The sequence below is a fragment of the Streptomyces caelestis genome, assembly GCF_014205255.1.
Classification (GTDB): Bacteria; Actinomycetota; Actinomycetes; order Streptomycetales; family Streptomycetaceae; genus Streptomyces; species Streptomyces caelestis.
This window is the reverse complement of sequence record NZ_JACHNE010000001.1, coordinates 949,134-972,231: the sequence shown is the minus strand read 5'-3', so window position 1 is coordinate 972,231 and position 23,098 is coordinate 949,134. Positions and strand designations below refer to the sequence as shown.

Genomic DNA, 23,098 nt, shown 5'->3' with positions numbered 1-23,098 from the left:
GCCGGTAATGCTCGCTCACGCGGCGGCCTTCCGCAGCAGCCAGCCGACGCAGAACCCGGTGGAATCCATCGAGGGGTCGGTGGTGTCGTAGGCCTCGACGCTCAGCCCGCACTCGGCGAACAGTTTTTCCCACCACTGCCTGGTCTCCAGACGCTGGCTGGTGAAGGGGTGCATCAGCAGATACGCGTTGTAGTACGCCTGCGCCAGCGGCTGGGACATGGCCTCGCGGTCGGAGGACTTCAGGTCGATGTCGATGATGGCGAGGGTCAGCTCGGGAGACTCGGTGAAGAGCTTGGTGAGCATGTGGCGCACGCCCTCCTCGCCCTCCTGTCCCAGCACCTCGTGGATGACGAAGGCGAGCACGGCGAGGTCGGGCTTGTCCTCGGTGTTCTCGATCCACCGCACCGCGTCGACCTGCTCGATCGTCACCCGGTCCGCCGTGGCCTGGCCCGCCACCCACTCCCGCGCGGCGGCGGCGCCGTCGGCGTCGGGCTCGATGCCGACGGCCGTCATCTCCGGGTAGTCGGCGCACAGTTCGGTCAGGTAGACGCCGCTGCCGCAGCCGAGGTCCACCAGCCGCCGGTAGTCGCGGCCGTCCTCGGCGAGCAGCTTGCGCAGCAGCGGGAGGGAGTCGTGCATGCTGATGCCGCAGCTGCCGCTGCCGACGTAGCCGCCGCGCCGCGGAGCTGGGCCGGTGCCCTGGGCCAGGTGGTCGCCGAGCGCCAGGAAGGTCTGGCCGTAGCCGCCGACCATCATCTCGTACCAGGGGCGGGCTGCCTCGTACTGGCGGGCGAGGTCGGTGAGGGTGAGCATGCCGTCACCGGAGCGGTCGAGCAGGCCGGCGGCGACCCAGTAGTCGGCCATGGCGACAAGGCGCGCCCGGTCCAGCCCCTTGGCCTCGACCAGGGCGTCCACGGTAGTGCCCGCGGTGAAGTCGTCCTGGAGGCCGGACTGCTGGAGCGTGAAGATCATGGTGCTCAGGACGTAGCCCCGGAACGGCTCCAGAGCGCGTACGAGGTGGGACTCGCGAATGGGCATGGCAGATCCAATCGGTGTCGATGAGTACGTCGATGGGTACGCGGCCGGCGCCGGTCGGGCGCCGTCGGGTGTCAGCTGTCGAGGCCGTCGAGAACCGGGCTGTCGACCCGGCGACCGGCGGTGAACAGGTCGTAAAACTTGCCCTGGAACGCCTCGGGAGGACCGAGGAAGAGCCGTTCATAGAGTGCTTGGCGGGTGCCGAAGCGGTTCATCGTCAGGTCGGCGGCGGCGCGCAGCAGCCGGCCGTGGGTGATGCCGTCAACGCCGGATCCGGCGAAGTAGGTATGCATGAACGCGTGGCTGGGGGCCCCGGGGTCTTCGTCGGAGGCCACGGGGTGCATCACCAGGCCGCTGCTGGCAATAGCCTGCAGCAGCTCGACCGCGCGCGGGTAGAGCCGGGCGTTCAGCATCCCGGCGGCGGCGAGGGGCACGGAGTCGCAGACATGGTGGCCGAAGTCGTTCGGCCGAGCGCTGGTCTCCGCGGAGACCACGAGTCCGCGCAGCGTCTCCACGATGCCCGCGAGTTCGCCCAGCTGCTGTCGGACGACCGGCTGCCGGTCCCGTCCGCTGACCTTCGCACACCGTGCGGCGAGTTCGAACACCGTCTCCGCCTTCACCCAGGCGCGGACGGCGGACTGGTGCCAGGCGTACGACGTCATGTCGGTGCCGGGACGCAGGTTGTTGGCGGCGGCCACGTCGCCGTGGATGAACACGCGGTCCCAGGGCACGAGTACGTCGTCGAAGTGGCAGACCGCGTCCAGCTCGTCGAAGCGGCTGGCGAACGGCCCGTCACCGGCCGGAACGGAAGCGTACGAGGGCCGGGAGTAGAGGGTCAGCCCGGGGGAGGCGACCGGGACGGCGAAGCACAGGGCTTGATCGGTCTCGGTCTCGCCGAGCGGGCGGAACGGGTAGATCACCAGGTCGTCCGCGAACGGCGACAGGGTGGCGAGCATCTTGGCGCCGCGCACCACCACGCCGTCCTCGGTGGTTCGCACCGCGCGCAGGGACTGCACTTCGCCGTCGGGGCCGGGGCCCAGATGGCGGTCGGCGGGCGGGTCGCTGATGGCGTGGGTCAGGACGAGGTTCGAGGCGCGGGCCAGCCGCCAGTACGCGCGGACGTTCTCGGCGTACGGGCCGAAGTGGTCGGCCGCCCCCGCCCAGGCGGTGAGGACGGTGGCGACGAAGTCCGGGCTGCGGCCCATCAGTCCGCCGCTCAGCCGGGCCGTGCGGGCGAAGGCGCGGCCCCGCTCGCGGACCTGGTCGCCGGAGCCGGCCAGGGAGTAGGCGAGGGGGTGCCCGTCCGCGCCGGTCAGACCGCCGTCCGGGTGGTGCGCGTCGAGCAGGTTTGCGAGGAAGTGGGCCATTCCCTCCGTCGCCGGGTCTTGGGCCAGGTCGGCGACGAGCCTGCCGGCGAGGTGCACCCGTCGGCCGTCGGCCAGGCCGCCCAGGTACGACTCGCCGGTCCGGATTCCATTCGGCGGTGCGGTGCTGGTGGCCATGGGTTCTCCAAGTTGCGCTGGGGTGGTCGGGAAGCGGCGGCGCGGGTCAGGCGCCGCACCACGCGGCGGTGGCCGCGGTGCGCACGTCGACGGCCAGGACGCCCGGGTCGGTGTGCCACAGCAGCACCGAGACGCCGATCGCGCCCGAGGCGCCGGTATGGGTCTGCCGGGCGGCCTGCCGGACGTGCACGAGCCGCTCGCTCGTCATGTCCGGGGCGTGCCGGTAGCGCTCGCCCGGCATGACGGGGATCCACACCCAGGCCGCCTCGGTGCCGGTCGAGTGCGGCTCGGGGACGGGGAGTCCGGCCTGGAGGGCGAGGTTCACCTCCTCCAGGTTCAGGCCCGCGTGCAGCCGGGCCAGTTCGGAGACCAGGGCGCCGGGGGCGCGCCCGGCGACCTCCACGACGACGAGCTCGTCGTCGCCCGTGACGGCGAACTCCGTGTGCACGACGAACGCCCCCTCGCCTCCCAGCGCGGTGACCACCTCGTGGTTGAGCGCGTGGGCGCGGCGGGCGAGCTCGCTGTCGTGCGGGATGGTCCAGCCGCCGAGCCGGCGGCCGGAGGGCAGGTCGAGCAGCGGGCCGAGGTAGGTGCCGGTCTGCACCGGGGTGGCCACTCCGTCCCGGACCAGGCTGTTGACGTGGTGGAAGGTGCCGTCGAGGTACTCCTCGATCTGCCAGCCGCGCTCGCCCTTGTGCCCGGCGAGCCAGTCCCGCAGTTCCTCCCGTGTGCGCAGGATGCTCACGCCCCGGGAGTTGGCCTCTCGTCGGGGCTTGGCCACGGCCGGCACGCCGATGCGCGCGGTGACGAGTTCAGTGAGGCCCTCCGGATCCGGCTCGCAGGCGCCCCGGGTGGCGTCGAGCGCCTCGTCCAGGGCCAGGAAGCGCGGGACGCGCACGCCGGCCGCCGCGAGGCGTTCCTTCATCAGTACCTTGTCGATGTAGTGCGCGGGCTGTGCCGGGTGCCGGGGGGGCAGGGCGGACTCCGCGCGCAGCTCGGCGCAGCTGATCAGGCAGTACTCGTCGTTGGTGACGATCTGCACCGGCCGGTCCCCGGCCAGCTGGCGGATCGTCTCGGCCCAACGGTCGCGCGGCGCCCGGTGCACAGTCGGGGCCTCGCCGGGCGCGTCCTCGCGCAGGACCGGGTCGGTCCCGGAATCGGTGAGGACAACCGTCTCCCAGCGCGCGGGGTCGAAGGTGACAGCCGGGTCGGTGGTGAGCGGCTGTCGTGAGTGCAGGATCACCGCCAGCGGGTTCGGGGTGAGCGGTGCCGCTGGGTGGGGGGTGGGTGAGGTTGTCATGATCGGCCTGTCGTCTGGGCGCCGTTGCGGGTGGTGGGGTGGGAGTCGGTCATGACCGGCCCGCCGTGAGGGTGCCTCGGACGGCGGCTCGGGCGTATGTGTCTCTGGTCGCCGCCACGGTGCCGGGGACGGGCGTACCGGGGCGGGCGAGCGCCTGCCAGACGGTGGCGAAGTCCTCGGCGAACGCGCAGTCGCTGGCGCGGCTGCGCCACGCCACGTGCGGAGAAAGCCGGACGCCGGGCAGCCGCCGCAGCGGATGGTCCAGGGGCAGCGGCTCCGGTTCGGTGACGTCCAGGGTGGCGAACAGCCGCCCAGCCGCGCACAGTTCGGTGAGCGCGTCCTGGTCGACGATGGCCGCGCGGGAGACGTTAACCAGGTGCAGGCCCGGGCGGGCCCGGTCGAGGGCGGCCCGGTCGAATAGCTGGCGGGTGCCGTCGGTCAGCGGCAGCGCCACCACCAGGTGGTCGGCGTCGAGGGCCCGCCGCAGGTCGGCGGTCTGCGTGATCCGGGAGCCCGGCTGGGACTCCGGCCGTCGCCGCAGGACGGTCACCCTGGCGCCGAGGGCGTCGAAGACACCGGCCAGGCGCCGGCCCACGGCCCCCCATCCGGCGATGGTGACGTCGGCGCCCCACAGCCCGGCCCCGTCTCCGGTGCTCGCCCCGGCCGGGACCGGGGGGGCGTCGGGGGTCGGCGTCGGGCGGGTGTCCCGCTCCTGCCAGGGTGCCCCGCCGCGCCATTCATGGGTCAGTACGGCGTGCAGGGCGTACTCGGTGAGCGGCGCGGCGTAGCAGCGCCAGCTGCGGGTGAGCAGGGTATCGGCCGACCAGGCGGCGAGGTCCATGAAGTCGGCGCCGGCGGAGGTCAGATGGACCCAGGACCACTCGGCGGACCGCAGCACCGACGACCGCTGGGCGGGGGAGAGCTCGTGCGGGGCCATCAGCAGGATCCCGCCGCGCTCCGGCGCCTGCTGCCAGGGCCGGAGTTCGACTAAGGATCCCAAGCCCTGTCGGAGCACGGGGAGGGAATGCTGAAGGAGTTCCTCGGTGAGCGCCGCGTAGACCACTGGATTGGTCGCAGGCGTGCGGTCGCCGTCGATGATTCCCCCCAGGTCTTGGACCGTCCGTACATGCGTGTTTCCCGGTCGACACTCCTCGGGGAGTTAAGCATCCACGCTCGGCCGAGGCAAGTAATTACTATTCCAGAGATTATTGTTGAACGATGAATTAAAACGCCGGCTGGCTGGCATTGCGGGCAATTGGTGCATACAGGTGTCGTGTGACCTGACTCACTGTCAGTCTGGTTGTCGCCCGGTTAGCATGCGTTCTGTCGGGGGGCGCTTACTCCTTTTTTCCTTGCTCGGGGTTTCCTTCCTGGGGGCGGAATCCTCGACGATTTCCTCAGTGATGAACCATGGCGAGCTAAGGGGGATGCGCCTTGTCGGTCACGGTCAAGGTGTGCGCCGTGCCGTCCCTGGCGGATGTCGCGGCGGCGGAGTGGGACACCCTCGCCGCCCCCGGGGGCCTCTACACGTCGCATGCATGGCTCGGCTCGGTCGAGCGGGAGCCCGGAGCCGGCGTGGAGTACTTCCTCGCCTGTCGGGGCGACCGACTGGTCGGCGCCCTCCCGGTCTATGACGTGGACGTCGAGTACAACCCGTTCTACGCGCGCAGCCGTCATCTTGACCTGCTTGGTCTGGACGGCGGTTGGGCGCTGGCGGGGTCCCGCCGCGGCTACCGGTTCGAACTGCCCGCGGCCGCCGACGGGGACGCCGGCATGGATGCGTTGCTGGCCGCGGCGCGGAACCGGGCCGAGGCCCGGGGGGAGCGCGGCCTGCTGTTCCCCTTCGTGACCACCCGCACCGCCCGGCGGCTGTGGGAGCACGGTGCGGCCGTCGCCCTGGACGGCGCCGAGGCCGCCGTGGTGACCGAAGGCGCCTCCTTCGAGGGGTATCTGCAGAATCTCAGCAGTAAGCGGAGGATTGCCGTCCGCCATGAGTTCTCCGCCTTCCGGTCGGCCGAGTACGAGCTGGACGTGGAAAATCTGGAGGACTGCCACCAGGAGGCCGCACCGCTACTGGGCCAGCTCCAGCGGAAATACGGCCATGAAGCGCGGGACGAAGGGATGCGGGAATATCTCGCCGGGCAGGTCGAGATGCTCGGAAAGTATTCAAGAGTTTTTACGGCGCGCAGATCCGGTCGACTGGTCGGCTTCTCGCTCATGTACGAATTCGGCGATGTGCTGTACGCGCGCGCGGTCGGCTTCGACTACGCACAGACCGGGAAAGCCTTCGAGTACTATGCGCTCTGCTACTACCTGCCCATTGAATACATGCACCGGCGGGGCCTGAGAGTGCTGCACCTCGGCATGGAGACGTATCAGGCGAAGGTGGCCCGCGGCGCCCGCCTGAGCCCGCTGTGGGCGGTTGCGCTGCCGCTCCCCTCCGCGCCCCGCCCCGAGGTGGCCCCCGCGGACACCTCCGAGTGGCTGCGCCGCTTCGGCCGGCGCGCCCTTCCGGCGGACGAGTGGCAGCAGCCGTGGACCTCCGCCTGGGAGGCGCCCGCCGCGTGGGAGGGAGCGCGGTGACCGGGCCGGCACTGCTCGTGGACGGCGTGGGCCGTGACTACGTCGACAAGAAGAAGGTCATCACCGCCCTGTCGGAGGTGTCCTTCATCGTCGGCCGCGGCGAGATCGTCGGACTGCTGGGCGTCAACGGCGCCGGTAAGACCACCCTGCTGCGCATCGTCGCCACCCTGCTGACCGCGACCCGGGGCCGGGTCCTGGTCGACGGCCTGGACGTGGCGGAGGATCCGAGAGCGGTCCGCCGCCGGATCTCCGTGGTATTCGGCGGCGACCGCGGGCTCTACCCGAGGCTGTCGGCCCTCGACAACGCCGTCCTGTTCGGTTCCCTGTCGGGCCTGCCCACCAAGTCCCTGCCCGCCACCGCGCGCGACGCGCTGGCGTCCGTGGGTCTGCTCGACGTCGCGGAGCGCTCCGTCGGCACGTTCAGCAAGGGCATGAAGCAGCGGTTGCACCTCGCGGTCGGCCTCATGGCCCGCCCGGCGCTGATGATGCTCGACGAGCCCACCGTGGGCCTGGACCCGCTGGAGGCGGAACGACTGCGCTCGGTCGTGGCCAAGCTGCCCGACGAAGGCGTAGGCGTCTTGCTCACCAGCCACAACCTCCAGGACATCGAGCGACTCGCCTCCCGCGTGGTGATCCTGCGCGGCGGGCGCGTCACCCATGACCTGCCGCTGACGGACCTGCTGGAGCAGAGCGGCGGCGCCACCACGGTCGTGGTGCTGTCCGACCTGCCCCACCCCGAGGCGGGTGCCGAGGCCGTCGGCGGCCTCGGCATCCGGGTGGTCTCCAGCGAACGGGCGTCCGGTGAGGCCCTGTGGCGAACCGAGTTCGAGGTCACCGAGTGGACGGCCGACTCGCTACGGGAGCTGTCCCGGCTGTGGCCCGCCGGCGCCATCAAGGACGTACGCGTCCAGCCGGTCGGCCTTGAGCAGGTGTTCGGCCGCCTCGCCGGCTCGCGCTCGGGGACGGCCGGATGACGGCCACCCGGAACGGCTCGGTGCGCGCGCAGCTGTCGGTGCTTCGGCACACCATGGTCTTCCAACTGCGACAGCAGCACATTCTCAGCGCCGTGATTCCCGGCTGCGTGGTCCCGGCGGCGCTGTGCCTTGCCACGCTGCTCGCCCGCGGTCCGGAGTCGCTGCTCACCGCCCGGCAGATCCAGCTGGGCTGTGGCGTGCTCGCGCTGTGGAGCTGCGCCATCTGGCAGACCGGCCTGATCCTGCGCGAGGAGCTGGCGCACGGCACCCTGCCGGGCATCCTCACCCGGCGGGCCGGCCTCGGCGTGGTGCTGTTCGGCAAGACGATTGGCACCGCCCTGCGCTGCGCCCTGCTGATCGCGCTGACCATCGGCTGCGTCGGCCTGCTCACCGGAGAGCCGCTGCGCATCGCCCACCCGGGCGCCTTCACGCTGGCAGCCCTCGCCACCTTCGGTTCGGCCCTGGTGCTGGGCTCGCTGCTCAGCTGCCTATTCCTGCTGACGCCCGCCGCGATGCGCATCGCCGAGGCGCTGGTTTACCCGATGTCCCTGCTCGGCGGCATGATCGTGCCGATCGAGTTGCTGCCCGGCTGGCTGCGCCATGTCCCCGATGTGGTCTCGCTGCGCTGGGCGACCGAGCTGCTCACCGCCGCCGCCGAGGGACGTACGCAGAGCGTCGCGGCATGGGCCTGCCTGTGCGCCACCACCGGCGGCTACGCACTGCTGGCCCGCTGGGCGTTCCGCACGGTTCTGCACCGCGCGAGGGAGCGAGGCACCCTTGCGCTCTCCTGAACGCTTGCACGGGCTGACGGTCGTAGCCCGGGCGGCCCGGCGCGACTACCTCGCCGTGTACGGATTGAAGAGCCTCATCGCCTCCACGGTGCCCCGTTCCGTGCTCCAGCCCCTGTTCCTCGCCTACCTCGGCTACCTCGCCGGCGGCCTGGAGGGACGGCGGTTCGCGATCATCGGGGCCTGTGTGCACGTGCTGTCGCTCGCCACGGTCGTCAAGGCCGCCGACAGCATGACCGAGGACCAGGCTTTCGGCACCCTGGACCGGGTGCGCACGAGCCGGCCCGGGCTGACCCTCGTGCAGCTCACCCGGTGCTGGATCTACCTCGTGGAGGCGGTGGCCTCGGCGCTGGTGGCGGTTGTCGGCGTGTGCGCCTACTTCGGGGAGTGGCGGCTGATGGTCGCGCTGCTCCAGGGCTCCGGGCTGTTCGTGCTGATCGCGCTCAGCGCGACCGCGTTCGGGCTGGCCGTCGCCGCGGTCGCGGCCCTGCACCCGGCGTCGGCCGTGCTGACCAATCTCGCGGTGTACGCCCTGCTCGTGCTGTGCGGCATCATCGCGCCGGTCGACCGGCTGGCCGAGCCGGTGGGGGTGGTGTCGCAGATGCTGCCCCTGACCCACGGCGCCGAGTCACTGCGCGCCCTGGCCGACGGCCGGCCCTGGGCGGCGCAGGCGGCCCTGGAGGCGCTGGTCGGCGTCGCGTGGCTGGCCGTGGGGCTGTTGATGCTGCGCCGCAACGACCGCCGGGCCCGTCGGCTCGCCACGGACAGCTGACCACAACCGCCCCACCCGGACTTCCCCAGCTCCCCCACGCTCCAAAGCACCGGAAGGGAACGCGCATGGACGGCACGACGGCCGAGGTCAAAGGTGCGATCCTGCGAGGACCGGACCGGGACCGCCCGGCGCCCTTCGGCGTGCCCGGACTCGTCAGGGGCGTTTCCACCGCCACGCCGGACGCGGTCGCGCTGGCCGACGAGGCGGGGACGGTGACGTACGCCGAACTGGAGACCGCCTCCGACGCGGTCGCCCGTCTCCTCACCGACGCCGGCGGGCGCCCGGGCGACATCGTGGCCGTCTGTGTACCCCGCGGCCGTGTCCTAGTGTTCGCGCTGCTCGGCGCGTTGAAGGCGGGCCTGCCCTACCTGCCGCTGGCCCCGGAGGACCCGCGCGAGCGGCGCCTGGACCTCCTGCACCGCTCCGGCGCGGTGCTCGCTATGGTCACCGACACGACCGCGGACAGTCTGGACGGCCACAACGAGGCCACCACCCGGGTGCTGCGACTCGATCCGCTCTCCGCCGCCGGCGCCATGGACCCGAAGGAGTGGGCACCGCCCGCCCGCGTCGCCGACGACCACCCCGCCTATGTGCTGTTCACCTCCGGCTCCACTGGAGAGCCCAAGGGCGTCGTGGTGCCCTCACTGGCCCTGTGCAACAGACTGCTGTGGATGTGTGACGCCTACGGATTCGGCCCCGAGGACCGCATCCTGCAGAAGACGCCCGCCACCTTCGACGTCTCCGGCTGGGAGCTACTCGGGCCCCTCGTGTCCGGTGCGTCCGAGGTGCTCATGCCCCCTGGCGCGCACCGCGACCCAGGCGAGGTCGTGGACTGGGTGACCCGTCATGAGGTGACGGTCTGTCACTTCGTGCCATCCATGCTGGAGGAGTTCCTGCGCTGGCCCGGAGCCGATCGGTGCGGCTCGCTGCGCGCGGTCGTGTGCAGCGGGGAGGCGCTGACCCCGGGGCAGGTACGGCGGTTCCGGGCAGTCCTCGACGCGGACCTGCACAACCTGTACGGGCCGACCGAGGCGGCCATCGACGTGACCGCCTGGGAGTGCCCGCGGCACGCCGACGACCTGGACACCGTCCTGATCGGCGGCCCCATCGACAACTGCACCCTGGTGGTCCTCGATGAGGACCTGCGGCCGGTGTCGGCCGGCGAGGCGGGCCAGCTCGCCGTCGGCGGTGTTCCACTGGCTCTCGGCTATCTGAACCGGCCCGACCTGACCGAGGCGGCGTTCGTGCCGGCGCCCGAGTGGTGCCCGGTGCCCCGGCTGTACCTGACCGGCGACCTGGTGCGGAGGCGGGGCGACGCCCTGGAATACCTGGGCCGCATCGACCAGCAGGTGAAGATCCGCGGCCAGCGCGTGGAGCTGCGCGAGACCGAGGACGTGCTGCGCGACCTGGACGGAGTGCGGGACGCCGCCGTGGTCGCCGCGTCTGGCCCGGACGGTGCCCCGACCGTGTGCGCCTTCGTTGTCCCCGCGCGCGGAACCGAGCCGGGCAATGAGCTGTGGCGCGGGTTGCGGGACCGGGTGGCGGCGGCGCTGCCGGAGGTGTTCGTGCCGACCACGTTCACCGCCGCGGCAAGCATCCCGCTCACCAGCAGCGGCAAGCAGGACCACAAGGCACTGCGGGCGCTGGCCGCGGAGCTGCTGGCCGCCTCGGCCCCGGTCGCCCAACGGGCGGCCAACGACCTGCTCGGCTGCTGGGCGGAGGCCGTCGGCGCAGTCACCGACGACGAGCGCCTCGGCTTCCTCGACGCGGGCGGGCACAGCCTTGCCGCGGCACGCCTCGCCGGGCGGATCCTCGGCCGGTGGGGAGTGCGGCTGCCGCTGTCGGTGTTCTTGCGGGACAACATCTCGCTCGCCGACCTGCGCGCCCGCCTGCCCGACACGGCACCGCGGCCCGCCCGACCCGCCCCGCGGCAGCCGGGCACTTCCGGCCCGGCCTCCCCCGAGCAGCGGCGGCTGTGGCTGTGGCAACAGGTCTTTCCCGACCTGCCCGCCTACAACGTGGTGGGCGTTCTCGACGTGCGCGGCGCGCTGGACGGCCACGCCCTGCGCGCCGCATGCACCGACCTGATCGCCCGTCACGAGTCCCTGTGCACGGTGCTGGAGCGGGGGCCCGGCGGGGAGCCGCAACGGCGTGTCCTCGCGCCGTCGGCCGGGAGCGAGTCGTTCACCGAGCGCACGGTCGACGCGGTGACCGAGGAGGCGGTACGGGACTTCGTCGCGGAGATCGCGGACGTGCCGTTTCCGTCCGACCGGCTGCCCCGGCTGTCGGTGGGCCTGCTGCGGGACAGGGAGGGCACCCGGTCCCGGCTGGTGATGAGCGTCGACCACCTCGTCTCCGACCAGCACTCCCTGGACGTGCTCCAGCGCGACCTCGCCGAGCTGTACGCCGCGCGGTCCGGCGCCCGCGCCGCGCGGCTGCCGGACGCCGTCCAGTTCAGCGCCGCGGCCCCGCCACCTGAGGAGGACCGCGCCGCCGACCTGGCCTTCTGGCGCACCTGGCTGGACGGCGTACCGCAGCGCCTGGACCTGCCGCACGCCCGGCCGCGCCCCGGGCTGCCGGACCACCGTGGGGCGGACGCGGTGGCCGACCTCGACGCGGACACCAGCCGCCTGCTGGACCAGGCCTGCCGGGCCGAGCGGGTCACCGTCGCCAGCCTCGCCCTCGCCGCCTACGCCCGCGCCCTCACGGCCTGGACGGGGCAGCGCAGTGTGCTCGTGGGCGTGCCGATGTCGGGGCGCGAGACGGAGGAACAGCACGAAGCTGTGGGCTTCTTCATGCGTACAGTCCCCGTCCGCGTCGACGTTCCCGAGGGTGCCGGGACGCGTGTGCTGCTGCGGCCGGTTGCCGAGGCGGTGCTCACCGCGGCGGAGCACATGGCGGTGACCTTCGATGAGATCGTGGCGGCGGTCGGCGCGGAGCGGTCCCCGCACGGCAACCCGCTGTTCCAGGCCTGGTTCAACGACCTGACGCAGGCCGCCCCGCCGACCTCCTTCGGCGGCCACGCGACGGTCCCCGAGGAGCCGCGGACCCGCTGGTCCCTGTTCGACCTCGGCCTATACCTGTCCCGCCGCCCCGACGGCGGATACCGCCTGCGGCTGGTCCACGCCACGGACTTCTGGGACACCGGAACGGCCCAGGACTTCCTGGAGGCATGCCGGGAAGCTCTGGAGTCGACGATCGCGGGGCACTCGGAGCGACGGGCTTCCCCGGCGTTCGCAGACTCCACGGCGCGCACGGCCACCCCCGCCCTCGCCACTCCCGCCGACCCCGCCCGCACCTGCTCCGACCTGGTCCGTGCCGTGCTGGCGCATGCCGAGCGGGAGCCGGGCCGGCCCGCGCTGGTCGGTGCTGTCGGCGCGGTCACGTACGGGGAACTCGCCGACCGGGTCCGCCGGGTCAGCGCGCTGGTGCGCGAGCGGGCTGAGCCGGGCCGGCCCGTCGCGGTCCTGGCCCGCCGTACCGCGGGACTGGCCACGGCGCTGCTCGGCGCCTGGCACGCCGGCCGGCCGGTGCTGCTCGTCGACGCCGAAGCACCCGTGCCGTGGCGCCGGGACGTGCTCGCCGAGGCCGGTGCCACCCTGGCGCTGGGCACCGGGCCGGAGACCGTGCCGGGAGTCCTGTACGAGAGTGTCGATCCGTCGGCGTTAAGTGGGCGTAAAGCCGACGTGGAGCAAACGGAGTTCGCTCCGGACGCGCCTGGACATCTGATCGTGACCTCTGGGACCTCTGGGCGGCCGGCGCTCGTGGTGCTGCCCGCCGACGCGCTCCCCGAGCCGCTGGCCTGGTACGCCGGCGAGCTGGGACTGGGCGCCGACGACGTTTTCTGTCTCACCACGCCACCCGCCCACGACCCGGTGCTGCGGGCCCTGCTCCTGCCGCTGACCCTCGGCGCCCGAGTGTGCCTGCCCGGTCCCGGCGAGACCGAACGTCCGGACGCGCACCTGCGGTTGCTGGCGCAGGCAGCGGCCACCGTGCTGCACCTGACGCCCTCGCAGGCGGCCATGCTCACCGCCGTGCGGGCCGACCGGGTGCTGCCCTCGGTGCGTGCCGTGGTGTTCCACGGCGAGCCGCTGCACCACGCGCGCGCCGAGGAGACCGCTCGACTCGCCCCCGGAGCGGCCCTGTTCAACCTCTACGGCACTACTGAGACCCCGCAGGCCAGCAGCCTGCACCGATGGTCGCCGACGGGAGGCGCCGTGCCCATCGGCAACGGCACGCCATACCGCCGTCTGGAGGTCGTCGACGCGAAGGGCCGTATCGCGCTCACCGGTGAGATAGGTGAACTCGTCGTCGTCGGCCGGGGACTGGCCCTCGGCTACCTCAACGCCCCCGGACGGCAAGGGAGCACGGCCGTCGCCGACGGGGTCCGCCGCTACCCCACGGGGGACCTAGCGTTCCGCGGCCGGCACGGCGCGGTGACCCTCGTGGGCCGCGCCGACCGGCAGGTCTCCCTCGGCGGCCACCGGATCGAACTGGACGAGGTGGAAGCCGCCGTGGCCCGGCTGTGCGGCGTCGACAGCTGTGCCGTCGCCGCCGACCCGGACCACCCCGGCAGCCTGCTCGCCTGGGTTGCCGGAACCGGCCTCGGCGGCACCGAGGAACTCGCCGCCGAACTCGCCCGGACCGTGCCCCGCTGGCAGCAGCCGGCGCACTGGATTCGGCTGCCGGAGCTACCGCTGAACCGCAACGGCAAGGCCGATGTCCCCGCGCTGCTACGACAGTTGAGGGACCGGCGCGGCGAGCGTTCCACCGGTGCGAGCGGCAGCCTGGCGGTCGGGGATCTCGCCCGGCTGATCACCGACCGGGCCCGGGAGCTGTGCCGCTCGGGCGCCGAACTCACCCCGGATACCGTCTTCTTCGACGCGGGAATGGTGTCGATGAGCCTGCTGCAGCTGTACCACCGGCTGGTCTCGGCGGACGGGCTGGAGCTGACCGTGGCAGACGTCTTCCGCTTCCCCACGCCCCGCGCGCTCGCGGCCCACCTGGGCGCGGACAGCAGCGCCGCTCTGCCCGCCCCCGCTCCGCGCCGCGAAGGGACCCCGCTCTCGGCGGCCGGCGAGCGCGACGCCCGCCGTGCGGTCCGCGACGCCCTGCGCCGACGGCGGCAGAACCGGCGCTGAGCCCATGCGACCCCCCATTTCACAGCAAGAAAGGCACCGGATAGTGAGCAGTGACGCCATCGCGGTCATCGGACTGTCCGTGCGGGTACCCGACGCGGCCGACGCCAACGAGTTCTGGCGCAATCTCCTGGCAGGGCGCAACAGCATCCACCGGCTCAGCGACGAGCAACTGCTGGCCGCGGGCGAGGACCCGGAGCTGCTCAAGGACCCGCACTACATACCCGCCAGGCCGCTCCTTGACGACGTGGGCGGATTCGACAACACCTTCTTCGGCATTTCCCCGCGCGAGAGCGAGCTGCGCAATCCGCAGCACCGCCTCTTCCTCGAACTGTGTTCCACCGCCCTTCAGCACGCAGGCTACGAACCGTCCCGCTACGAGGGCGGGATCGGCGTCTACGGCGGCTGCGCCAGCGACAACTACGTCGACGACCACATCCGGGCCGACCCCGAACTCCTCGCGCAGGTCGGTGACATGGTCGCCCTGGTCTCCAACAACATCGACTATCTGGCCACCTACACGTCCTACCGGCTCGGCCTGAACGGCCCCAGCCTGAACGTCCGTACGGCCTGCTCCACCTCCCTGGTCGCCACCCACCTGGCCTGCCAGGCCCTGCGGCTCGGCGACTGCGACATCGCGCTGGCGGGCGGCGTGGAGATCGAGACCCCGTACGGGCGCGGCTATCGCCATGTGGCCGGCGGCATCGACTCCGCCGACGGCTACTGCCGGCCGCTCGACTCGGAGGCGAGCGGCACGGTCTTCGGCAGCGGCGGCGGCGTGGTGGTCCTCAAGAGGCTCGCCGACGCGGTCGCCGACGGCGACCCGGTCTACGCCGTGATCAAGGGCTCCGCGGTCAACAACGACGGTGCCGAGCGCCCCGGGTTCACCGCGCCCAGCTCCGAGGGACAGAGCCGCGCCATCGCCGAGGCCCTGGCCGTCGCCGACGTGGACCCGGACACCGTGTCGTACGTGGAACTGCACGGCACCGGAACTCAGATGGGCGACCCCGTGGAGATCCACGGCCTGCACCAGGCGATGCTCGCGGTCGCCTCGGGCGAGCTGCGGCCCGGCGCCTGCGCGATCGGCTCGGTGAAGTCGAACGTGGGCCACCTCGGCCCGGCCTCCGGCATCGTCGGCATGATCAAGACGGTGCTGGCACTGCACCACGAGAGCATCCCGCCCACCATCAACGTGCGGACCCCCAATCCACAGCTGCGACTGGAGCAGACCCCTTTCCGGGTGGCGGACGCGGTGCTGCCCTGGCCGCGCACGGCGGGCGCGCCGCGCCGCGCGGGCGTGAGCTCGTTCGGCTTCGGCGGCACCAACGCCCATGTGGTCCTTGAGGAGGCGCCGAGCCCCGCCCCAGCGCCGCCCCGCCAGGAGCGCACCGAACTGCTGGTGTGGAGCGGCACCGACCAGGAGGCCGAGGGTCAGGTACGTGCCCAGCTGGCCGAGTTCCTGGGCGCGCTGCCCGACGAGGTCGCGGCGGACGTGGCGTTCACCTCGCAGACGGGGCGCCGGGCGCTGCCCGTGCGGGCGGCCCTGACCTTCAGCCGGCCCGCCGAGGCAGCCCGGCTCCTCGCCGATCCGGGCACGGCACCGACCGCGCTGTCCGACGGTACGGGCCGGCGTCTGGTGTTCGCCCTGCCCGGGCAGGGCTCGCAGCAGCCGCGGGCCGCGGTCGGCCTCGCTGCCCGGCTGCCCGACTTCGACTCCCGGATGCGCGAGTGCCTCTCGCTGTTCTCCGACGCCCTCGCCATCGACATGCTGAAGGTGTGGCAGGAGGAGAGCGACCCCGAGGTCGTGGCCCGCACCGTGCACGCCCAGCCGCTGCTGTTCTCCGTCGAGTACGCCCTCGCCCGCACCCTCGGGGCGGCCGGACTGCAGCCCGCTGCGCTGATCGGGCACAGTGTGGGCGAGGTGGTAGCTGCCACGCTGGCCGGCGTCATGCCGCTCGCCGACGCGGTGCGGTTCGTCGCCCGCCGGGCGGAGCTGATGCAGAGCATGCCGCCCGGCCGGATGCTCGCCGTGGCCGCCCCCGAGGACCTGGTACGCGAACTGCTTGTCCCCGAGGTCACGGTGTCCGCGGTCAACGGCCCCCGGCAAGTGGTCGTCGGCGGTCCGGCCGAGGCCGTCGAGGCGCTGCGGGAGGTACTGGCCGGGCGCGGTGTACAGGGCAGGCTGCTGTCCACCTCGCACGCCTTCCATACGCCGATGATGGCGCCGGCGGTGGCTGAGCTGACCGACCTGCTGGCGAGTTCCGCGCTGCGCGCCCCCGAGACTCCGGTGATCTCCGCCGCCACCGGCCGCCCGCTCGACGCCACCCAGGCCACCTCGCCCCGCTTCTGGGCCGAGCAGCTCGTCGAGCCGGTGCTGTTCGGGCACGCCCTGGAGACGCTGGCCGGGCAGGAGCCGGCCCGGATCCTCGAAGTGGGCCCCGGACAGGCCCTGACCAGCCTGATCCGCCGCCACACGGGCATGCGCGAAGCCGGTCACCGGGCCGTCGGCTGTCTGCCCAGGGCCAACGAGCCGGCCGGCGCCGAGGCCGACTGGCCCACGCTGCTCGCGGCGCTTGCCCACGCCTGGTGCGACGGGGCCGACGTGGCTTGGGAAGTCCTGCCGCGTCCGCAGGACACGCATCGGGTGGCGCTGCCGGCATATCCGTACCGGCGCCGGGAGTTCTGGCTGCCGTACGCCGCGGGCAAACGGCGTCCGGCGCCCGGCGCCGAGCGTCCGGCGCCCTGGCACGACGAGGCGCCGGCCGCTCCCGTCGCGCTCCCGGACCGCCCCGTGCTCGCGCTGCCCGGCTGGCGTCCTGACCGGCATGCTCAGGCCGCGGATCGCCGCACGCCCGGCAGCCAGGGGCACGCGGTGGTGCTGATCCCGGCCGACCCGGTCGCCGCGCGGGAGCTGCTGACCGCTGTCCAGCTGGCCGGCTACCGGGCTGTCCCGGTCAGCGAAGGCGACGCGTACGAGGCCGCCGACTACCGCGGCACCGTGCGGCGCGGGCACCCCGGGGACCTCGCCGCCTACCTGGGCCACCTCGCCGAACGGGCCATCGACGTACGCCTGCTGGTGCACGGCCGGGCCTGTGCGACACCGGCGGACGGCGCGGCGGACGCGCCGGAGGCGCTGGACGAGGCGCTGTGGTCGGTCGTCGAACTGTTCCAGGCCGCCGCCGGACAGCGGGACGCGGACAGGCGCCCGCTGCCCCTCACCGTCGTGACCCGGTCCGCGGTCGATGTCACCGGCGCCGAACGGCTGAGCCCCGCCCGCGCCGCCGCGTGCGCCCTCGTGCGGTCCGCGGCCCTGGAGTCGGGCGCCGGGCAGGTCCGGCTGATCGACGTCGGCAATGTGCCGCCTGCGGTCCTCGCCGCCGAACTCGTCGGCCCCGTCGACCCGGCCGTGGCACTGCGCGGCAGCCGCCGCTGGCTGCCGGACCGCACGGAGTACAAGGCCAGCGGACCGATCGGCACCCTGCTGGAGGAGCGCGGCGTCTACGTCGTCACCGGCGGACTCGGCGCCATTGGCCTCGCGGTGGCCCAGGCGCTGGCCCACACCGGGCTGCACCCGCGCCTGGCCCTCATGGGCCGCAGGGCGGACCGGCCCGAGGAGCGGGAGCGGATCGCCCCGATGGTCGCCGCCATGGAGGCGGCCGGCGCCGAGGTCACGCTGCACGCGGCCGACGTTTCGGACGCTGGGGCCGTACGCGGCATCTTCGACGAGCTGCGCTCCCGCTACGGCGCTGTGCACGGCGTGCTGCACACCGCGGGCGTGGCCGGGGGCGGGCTGCTGCGCACCCGGTCCCGTGCGGACATGGAGACGGTGCTGAGCGCCAAGGTGACCGGCACGCTGGTGCTGCGGGAGGTCGTCGCCGAAACACCCGGCGTCCGGTTCCTGACGCTGTTCTCCAGCCGGGCCGCCCTCAACGGGCTTCTGGGCAGCGCCGACTACGCGGCGGCGAACGCCTTCATGGACGCGGTCGCCCACAGTGCACCCCCCGGGGCCCCGGTCACCGTCAGCGTCAACTGGCCGACCTGGCACGAGGTCGGGATGGCCGGCGGCGCCCCGGACCGGCCGACGGAGCCCGATCGGGACGGCGCGCGCTGGATGACCCTCGTCGCACCCGGCGACTGGGTCGTGGCCGAACACCGCCTCAAGGGCCGGGCCCTGCTGCCCGGAGCCGCTTACTTCGACCTCCTGGTGCGGGCCGTGCGGGACGCAGGCGGCGCCGACGACCTCGACCCGGTGGTCATCGAGGACCTGATGCTCTCGGAGCCTCTGTTCGTGGCGGAGCCGACGGAGGTGACCGTCACCTTGACGCGGACGGCCGAGGGAGCCTGGAGCGCGACAGTGCGGGCCGCCGCGGGCGGGGAGCGGCCGACCGTGCACGCGCGTGCACGGGTCCGTGTCGACCGCTCGCTGGCCGCCAACCGCCCGACCGCCGACCTGACGGCGCTGTGCCAGGGCTGGCCGGCCGTCACCCCCGGGACACCGCAGGGTTCGAGCACGGACTTCACCTTCGGGGAGCGGTTCGGCTGCGTCCGTGCGGCGTACCGGGAGGACGAGGTGACGGTGGGCCGGCTGGAGCTGGCCGCCGAACACCTAGCTGACCTCGACACGCATCCGGTCCACCCGGTCCTGCTCGACCGCTCGCTGGCGCTGAACCTGCCCGCCGGTGACTTCGTGCCGTTCACCTGCCGCAGGGCGGTGGTGTACGGGGAGGTCGCCGGGCAGCTGATGGTCCGCATGGTGCGCCGCCCGGAACGCACCGGCCGCTCCACCGTGGACGCCGAGCTCTACGACGGCCTCGGCCGGGCCGTTGTCACAGTCAGCGGCTACACCAAGATCGCCCTGACAGTGGAGCAGCCCACGCCGCCCCATACCGAGCCCCCGGTCCGCGACGAGCCGGTGACGATCGGCCTGACCTCGGGCATCACTCTGGACGAAGGCGTCGACACCCTGATGCGCCTGCTGACCGAGCACGTGCCTGCACAGGTGGCGGTGGTCCCGGCGGAGGAGTGGACACCCGTCGAGGTACCTGTCACCGCGGCACCGACGCAGGCGCAGCAGAGCCCGGTGACGCTCGCCCCGGTCCGGCACGACGCCGGGCGGGAAGCGCCCCAGGCGCCCGAACCCACGGACGACGCCCTGACTGAAGTGGTGCGACTGCTCGGGGAGACTCTCGGGCTCGGCGAGATCAAGCCCGACGACGACTTCTTCGGCGTGGGCGGCGACTCCCTCACCGCGGTCCAACTGGTGTCCCGGCTCCAAGACCGCTTCGGGGTGCCCATGAGCGTCGCCGATCTCTTCGACGCCCCCACCCCGGGGGCGCTCGCCGAGGTCGTCGTGGCGCGACAGCAGGAGGCGGGAGCATGAGCACGGCGTACGACGACAGCGGGCGCACTGCGAGTGCCGGGTCGGCCTGGCGGGCCTCGATCGGCCAGGAGCGGCACTGGGCGTACCAGACCCGCTTCCCGGAGTCGGCCTCGTTCAACGTGCCGATCGCGGTGCTGCTGCGCGGTCCGGTGGACCTCGGAGTCCTGGAAAGGGCGCTCCGCGAGGTGGCCACGCGGCACGAGTCGCTGCGGGCCTCCTTCGGGGAGGCGGCAGGGCGACTCACCGCCCGGCTGCACGACCCCGGGGACGTGCCCGTGTTCCGGCACGACCTGCGACGCCTGCCGGAGGACGAGCGGATCGGGCGCCTGCGACAGCTCGGCTCGGAGGAAGCAGCACGCCCCTTCGACCTGCGGGCGGAGACCACCACCCGGGCCCACCTGGTGAGTCTGGCGGCGGACGAGACCGTGATGATCGTGAACTTCCACCACATCGCCTTCGACGGCTGGTCCTCCCCGGTCTTCTTCGACGACCTGGAGGAGCGGTACGGCGCCCTCCTTTCCGGTGCGCCCGACCGGCCCGCCCCCGCCCACCGGTACGTCGACTTCGCGGTCTGGCAGCGCCGGCGCATCGAACGCGGCCAGCACGATGCCCAGCTTGACCACTGGCGGCAGCGGCTAGCGGACCCGCCCGGGCCGCTGCCCTGGCCCGAGGGGGGCCGGGACCCCGAGGCGTCCTGGTGGGGCGGAGACATGGCCTGGCTCGGGCTGCCGCAGAGCCTGATCCAGGAGGCTCAGCAGGCCGCCCGCGCCTGCGGCACGTCCTTCTTCGTGCTGGGGCTCGCCGTCTACCAGCTGGCCCTGCGGCGGCTGACCGGATGTGACCACCTGGCCGTCGGCACGCCCTTCGCGGGGCGTACCGACCCACGGTGGCGGGACGTGGTCGGTTTCTTCGTGAACACCCTGGTGATGCCTTACGTGTTCCGGCCCGAGGTGCCCGTGGGCCGGCTGGTGGAGGACACCCACCGTCTGGTCATGGCGGCCCACGACAACCAGGACATCCCCTACGGCGTCCTGCTCGACGCGCTGGCGCCCCCCATGGAGCCGGAGCGCACGCCCTACTTCCAGACGATGTTCATCCTGCAGAACACCCCTGCGCCCACGCGGAGCCTGGCCACCGCGACGCTCGCCACCAACAAGCTGGTGACCGGTTCGGCGCGCTACGACATCACGTTCTCCCTGGGATGGCGGCGCGGGGAGCTGTGCCTCGAACTGGAGAACCGGCCGCGCCTCGTGGGGCAGGACGTGGCGATAGAGCTGGCGCGGACGTTCTTCGGTCTGCTGGCGGCGGCGATCGCAGATCTCACTACGCCGGTGGGCAAGCTGGAGCCGCTGGCCGTGCCGCTGGTGGTCCACCGACGGGGAGACCTGAAACCGGGTACGGACGGCCTGTTCCGCGGCATCATCGGGGACTGGAGGGGGCTGGCGTGAGCACGGATTTCGTGGGACGCGTCGTACAGGTTCTCGGCATTGCGCCCGGGCACCACTAAGAGGTCGTCTCGATTGGTACATGTGGCCTGAGGTGATGGCCTTGTGGCCCTGGTCCGCCGACCTGCCATGGTCGTCCGGACGTGTTCCGTGAGGGGAGGCAGGAGATGGTGATACCGCTGCCCGATGGGCTGGCTACGCCGACACTCGTGGTCGATCCGGACGTTCTGGACAGGAATATCTCGCAGATGGCTGAGGCTTCGCGGTCTCAAGGGTTCGCTCTGCGCCCGCACGCCAAGAGCCACAAGTGCGCGCAGATCGCCGACCGTCAGCTTCGAGCTGGCGCGCGCGGGCTGTCGGTGGCCACGATCAGCGAGGCCGAGATATTCGCTCGGGTCGGCGTGGATGACCTGTTCATCGCTTACCCCGTGTGGCTCGATGCCGACAAGACGCAGCGGCTGCGCCGGTTGGCGGACGACGTTGTCCTGAGAGTCGGTGTCGAATCGGCCGAAGGTGCACAGCGGCTGGGCAAGGCCGTGCGCGGCAGTGCCCGGCCGGTCGAGGTGCTCGTCGAGGTCGACAGCGGGAGCCATCGCACGGGAGTACGGCCGCATGCTGCCGGTGAGGTCGGGAAGGCTGCCGCCGACGCAGGACTGGATGTTGCCGGCGTGTTCACGTTCCCGGGACACGGCTACGGGCACGACGCGCAGGCGCGCGAGCGTGCCGCACGGGATGAGGAGCGCACGCTGAGCGAGGCCGCACAGGCGCTGCGGGACCTTGGGATCGACGTCCGTGTGGTCAGCGGCGGGTCCACTCCCACGGTGGGTCGGTGGCGGCCGGGAGAGGTGAACGAGCTGCGGCCCGGTGTCTACGTCTTCAATGACGCAACCCAGCTGACCATCGGCACCTGCGGTGTGGAGGATCTTGCGCTGGTCGCCGCGGCGACGGTGATCAGCGTTCCCGCACCTGACCGCTTTGTGCTTGATGTCGGTAGCAAGGTCCTCGGCTCCGACCGGTCGCCTTGGGTGACGGGCCACGGCTACCTGCCCCAGTTCCCGCAGGGAACCATCACCGGATTGTGGGAACACCACGCCGTCGTCCGGCTTCCGGAAGGGGTGCGGGGACCACGCCTCGGGTCGCTGGTCGCTGTCGTCCCCAACCACATATGCACGCCGGTGAACCTCGCCGATGAGCTGCTGGTCGTCCGAGACTGCGAGGTGATCGATCGCTGGCAGGTAACGGCGCGAGGTGCCAATACCTGAGCACCGTCTCAAACCGAGAGCCGGTGGTAGCAGATCAGACGTGCGGCCATCCCGGCGAAGGCAAGGAAGTCTTCAGCCTTGCGCTCGTAACGACGGTGAGGCGACGGCACCCGGCCAGCCGGGCCACCGTCCGCTCCACGGTCCACCGGTGGCGGCCCAGCCGCTGCGAGGACTCGATCCCCTTGCGCGCGATGGAGTCGATCTCACCTGCGGCTCGGCCGCGGCATGGACATGCTGCAGCAGCCACCAGTCCCTGGCGAAGAGCGTGCAGACAGCGCTCACTGGAGCGCTCGGTGTGGAACTCCAGCCGTACCTCGGGATGGGCGCGGCGGAACTCCTTCACTGCAGCGCCCATGAAGTGCCTGATCGTGGTCGCTCCGGTGGCGATGGCCATCCTGCCGTGGTGCCCAGTGCGAAGCTCGTCCAGCAGACGCAGCGCGTCACTCAGGGCGGTGAACCCCTCCCGGACTGCCCGGTGCAGGATCTCGCCTGCCGTCGTCGGCACCACGCCCCGCGGCTTGCGCTCCAGCAGGGGGATACCGATCTCCTTCTCCAGCCGTCGGACGTGCCGAATCCCTCAACGTGCTGTTCGGAGGACCTCGCTGATGCTGACGACCCTCGCGGACGCGAGCCCCGCCGCGACGCCCAGCCACGAGTCGCATTCTCTTGTCGGTGCCGAAGCAGCTGATCTGTTCCGACGGTTCCCCGCACGGCCACGCCCCACGGCCTGGCCCGAGACGTCCTTGAGCCGTGACGCCCTCGCTGACCGGCTTCGGCACCTGGAGCTTGCACTGCCCGGCCCCGGCGTCATCTGCCCGCCGAGGACAGTCGACCTGTTCAGTCGGTGCGGGCTTCCTCCCGGCGGCAAGGGAGGCGAACGACACGAGGCAGCGTAAGGGCCCCGGCCCCGCGTCCCCTG

12 protein-coding genes and 2 pseudogenes are annotated in these 23,098 nt (G+C 72.5%); 8 read left to right on the top strand and 6 right to left on the bottom strand.

Annotated elements, in window-relative coordinates; genetic code table 11:
• Nucleotides 1-15: 15 nt before the first annotated feature.
• The 4 genes from HDA41_RS04300 to HDA41_RS04285 all read right to left on the bottom strand — a co-directional run bounded on the left by HDA41_RS04300 (nt 16) and on the right by HDA41_RS04285 (nt 4,837).
• A complete protein-coding gene (locus tag HDA41_RS04300) occupies nt 16-1,038 on the bottom strand; it encodes a methyltransferase domain-containing protein (protein ID WP_184980830.1) in 1,023 nt (340 codons plus the stop codon).
• A gap of 71 nt (nt 1,039-1,109) precedes the next feature.
• Nucleotides 1,110-2,537, bottom strand: a complete 1,428-nt coding sequence (locus HDA41_RS04295) for a 4-hydroxyphenylacetate 3-hydroxylase N-terminal domain-containing protein (protein WP_184980828.1) — start codon at nt 2,535-2,537, stop codon at nt 1,110-1,112.
• Between the two features lie 46 nt (nt 2,538-2,583).
• A complete protein-coding gene (locus HDA41_RS04290) occupies nt 2,584-3,837 on the bottom strand; it encodes an ATP-grasp domain-containing protein (protein WP_184980826.1) in 1,254 nt (417 codons plus the stop codon).
• A 49-nt stretch (nt 3,838-3,886) separates the two neighbouring features.
• Nucleotides 3,887-4,837, bottom strand: a complete 951-nt coding sequence (locus tag HDA41_RS04285; RefSeq protein ID WP_221511411.1) for an NAD(P)-dependent oxidoreductase — start codon at nt 4,835-4,837, stop codon at nt 3,887-3,889.
• 434 nt (nt 4,838-5,271) lie between these two features.
• Between HDA41_RS04285 and HDA41_RS04280 the strand changes: the two genes are divergently transcribed.
• The 8 genes from HDA41_RS04280 (at nt 5,272) to HDA41_RS04245 (ending at nt 22,179) form a co-directional block, all read left to right on the top strand.
• Entirely contained in the window at nt 5,272-6,420 is a 1,149-nt protein-coding gene (locus HDA41_RS04280) for a GNAT family N-acetyltransferase (protein WP_184980824.1), read from the top strand.
• Nucleotides 6,417-7,394: an ABC transporter ATP-binding protein gene (locus tag HDA41_RS04275; RefSeq protein ID WP_184980822.1), complete on the top strand. Its 978-nt coding sequence runs from the start codon at nt 6,417-6,419 to the stop codon at nt 7,392-7,394. The genes HDA41_RS04280 and HDA41_RS04275 overlap by 4 nt, the downstream gene beginning before the upstream one ends.
• A complete protein-coding gene (locus HDA41_RS04270) occupies nt 7,391-8,185 on the top strand; it encodes an ABC transporter permease (protein ID WP_184980820.1) in 795 nt (264 codons plus the stop codon). The genes HDA41_RS04275 and HDA41_RS04270 overlap by 4 nt, the downstream gene beginning before the upstream one ends.
• Nucleotides 8,186-8,189: 4 nt before the next feature.
• A complete protein-coding gene (locus tag HDA41_RS04265) occupies nt 8,190-8,954 on the top strand; it encodes an ABC transporter permease (RefSeq protein ID WP_184980818.1) in 765 nt (254 codons plus the stop codon).
• 65 nt (nt 8,955-9,019) lie between these two features.
• Entirely contained in the window at nt 9,020-14,095 is a 5,076-nt protein-coding gene (locus HDA41_RS04260; RefSeq protein ID WP_184980816.1) for a non-ribosomal peptide synthetase, read from the top strand.
• A gap of 43 nt (nt 14,096-14,138) precedes the next feature.
• Nucleotides 14,139-19,472 carry a type I polyketide synthase gene (locus HDA41_RS04255; RefSeq protein ID WP_184980814.1) on the top strand — a complete coding sequence of 1,778 codons (5,334 nt, stop codon included), beginning with the start codon at nt 14,139-14,141 and terminating at the stop codon, nt 19,470-19,472.
• Entirely contained in the window at nt 19,469-20,920 is a 1,452-nt protein-coding gene (locus tag HDA41_RS04250; protein WP_184980812.1) for a condensation domain-containing protein, read from the top strand. Before HDA41_RS04255 ends, HDA41_RS04250 begins: the two co-directional genes overlap by 4 nt.
• A 164-nt stretch (nt 20,921-21,084) precedes the next feature.
• Complete coding sequence (locus tag HDA41_RS04245; RefSeq protein ID WP_184980810.1) at nt 21,085-22,179, top strand: alanine racemase; 1,095 nt, start codon at nt 21,085-21,087, stop codon at nt 22,177-22,179.
• 8 nt (nt 22,180-22,187) lie between these two features.
• Here HDA41_RS04245 and HDA41_RS40995 read toward each other — a convergent pair.
• Nucleotides 22,188-22,372 (bottom strand): annotated as a pseudogene (locus HDA41_RS40995) (IS5/IS1182 family transposase); the annotation flags it as partial.
• A 303-nt stretch (nt 22,373-22,675) separates the two neighbouring features.
• A pseudogene (locus HDA41_RS42645) lies at nt 22,676-22,753 on the bottom strand (helix-turn-helix domain-containing protein); the annotation flags it as partial.
• Between the last annotated feature and the right edge of the window lie 345 nt (nt 22,754-23,098).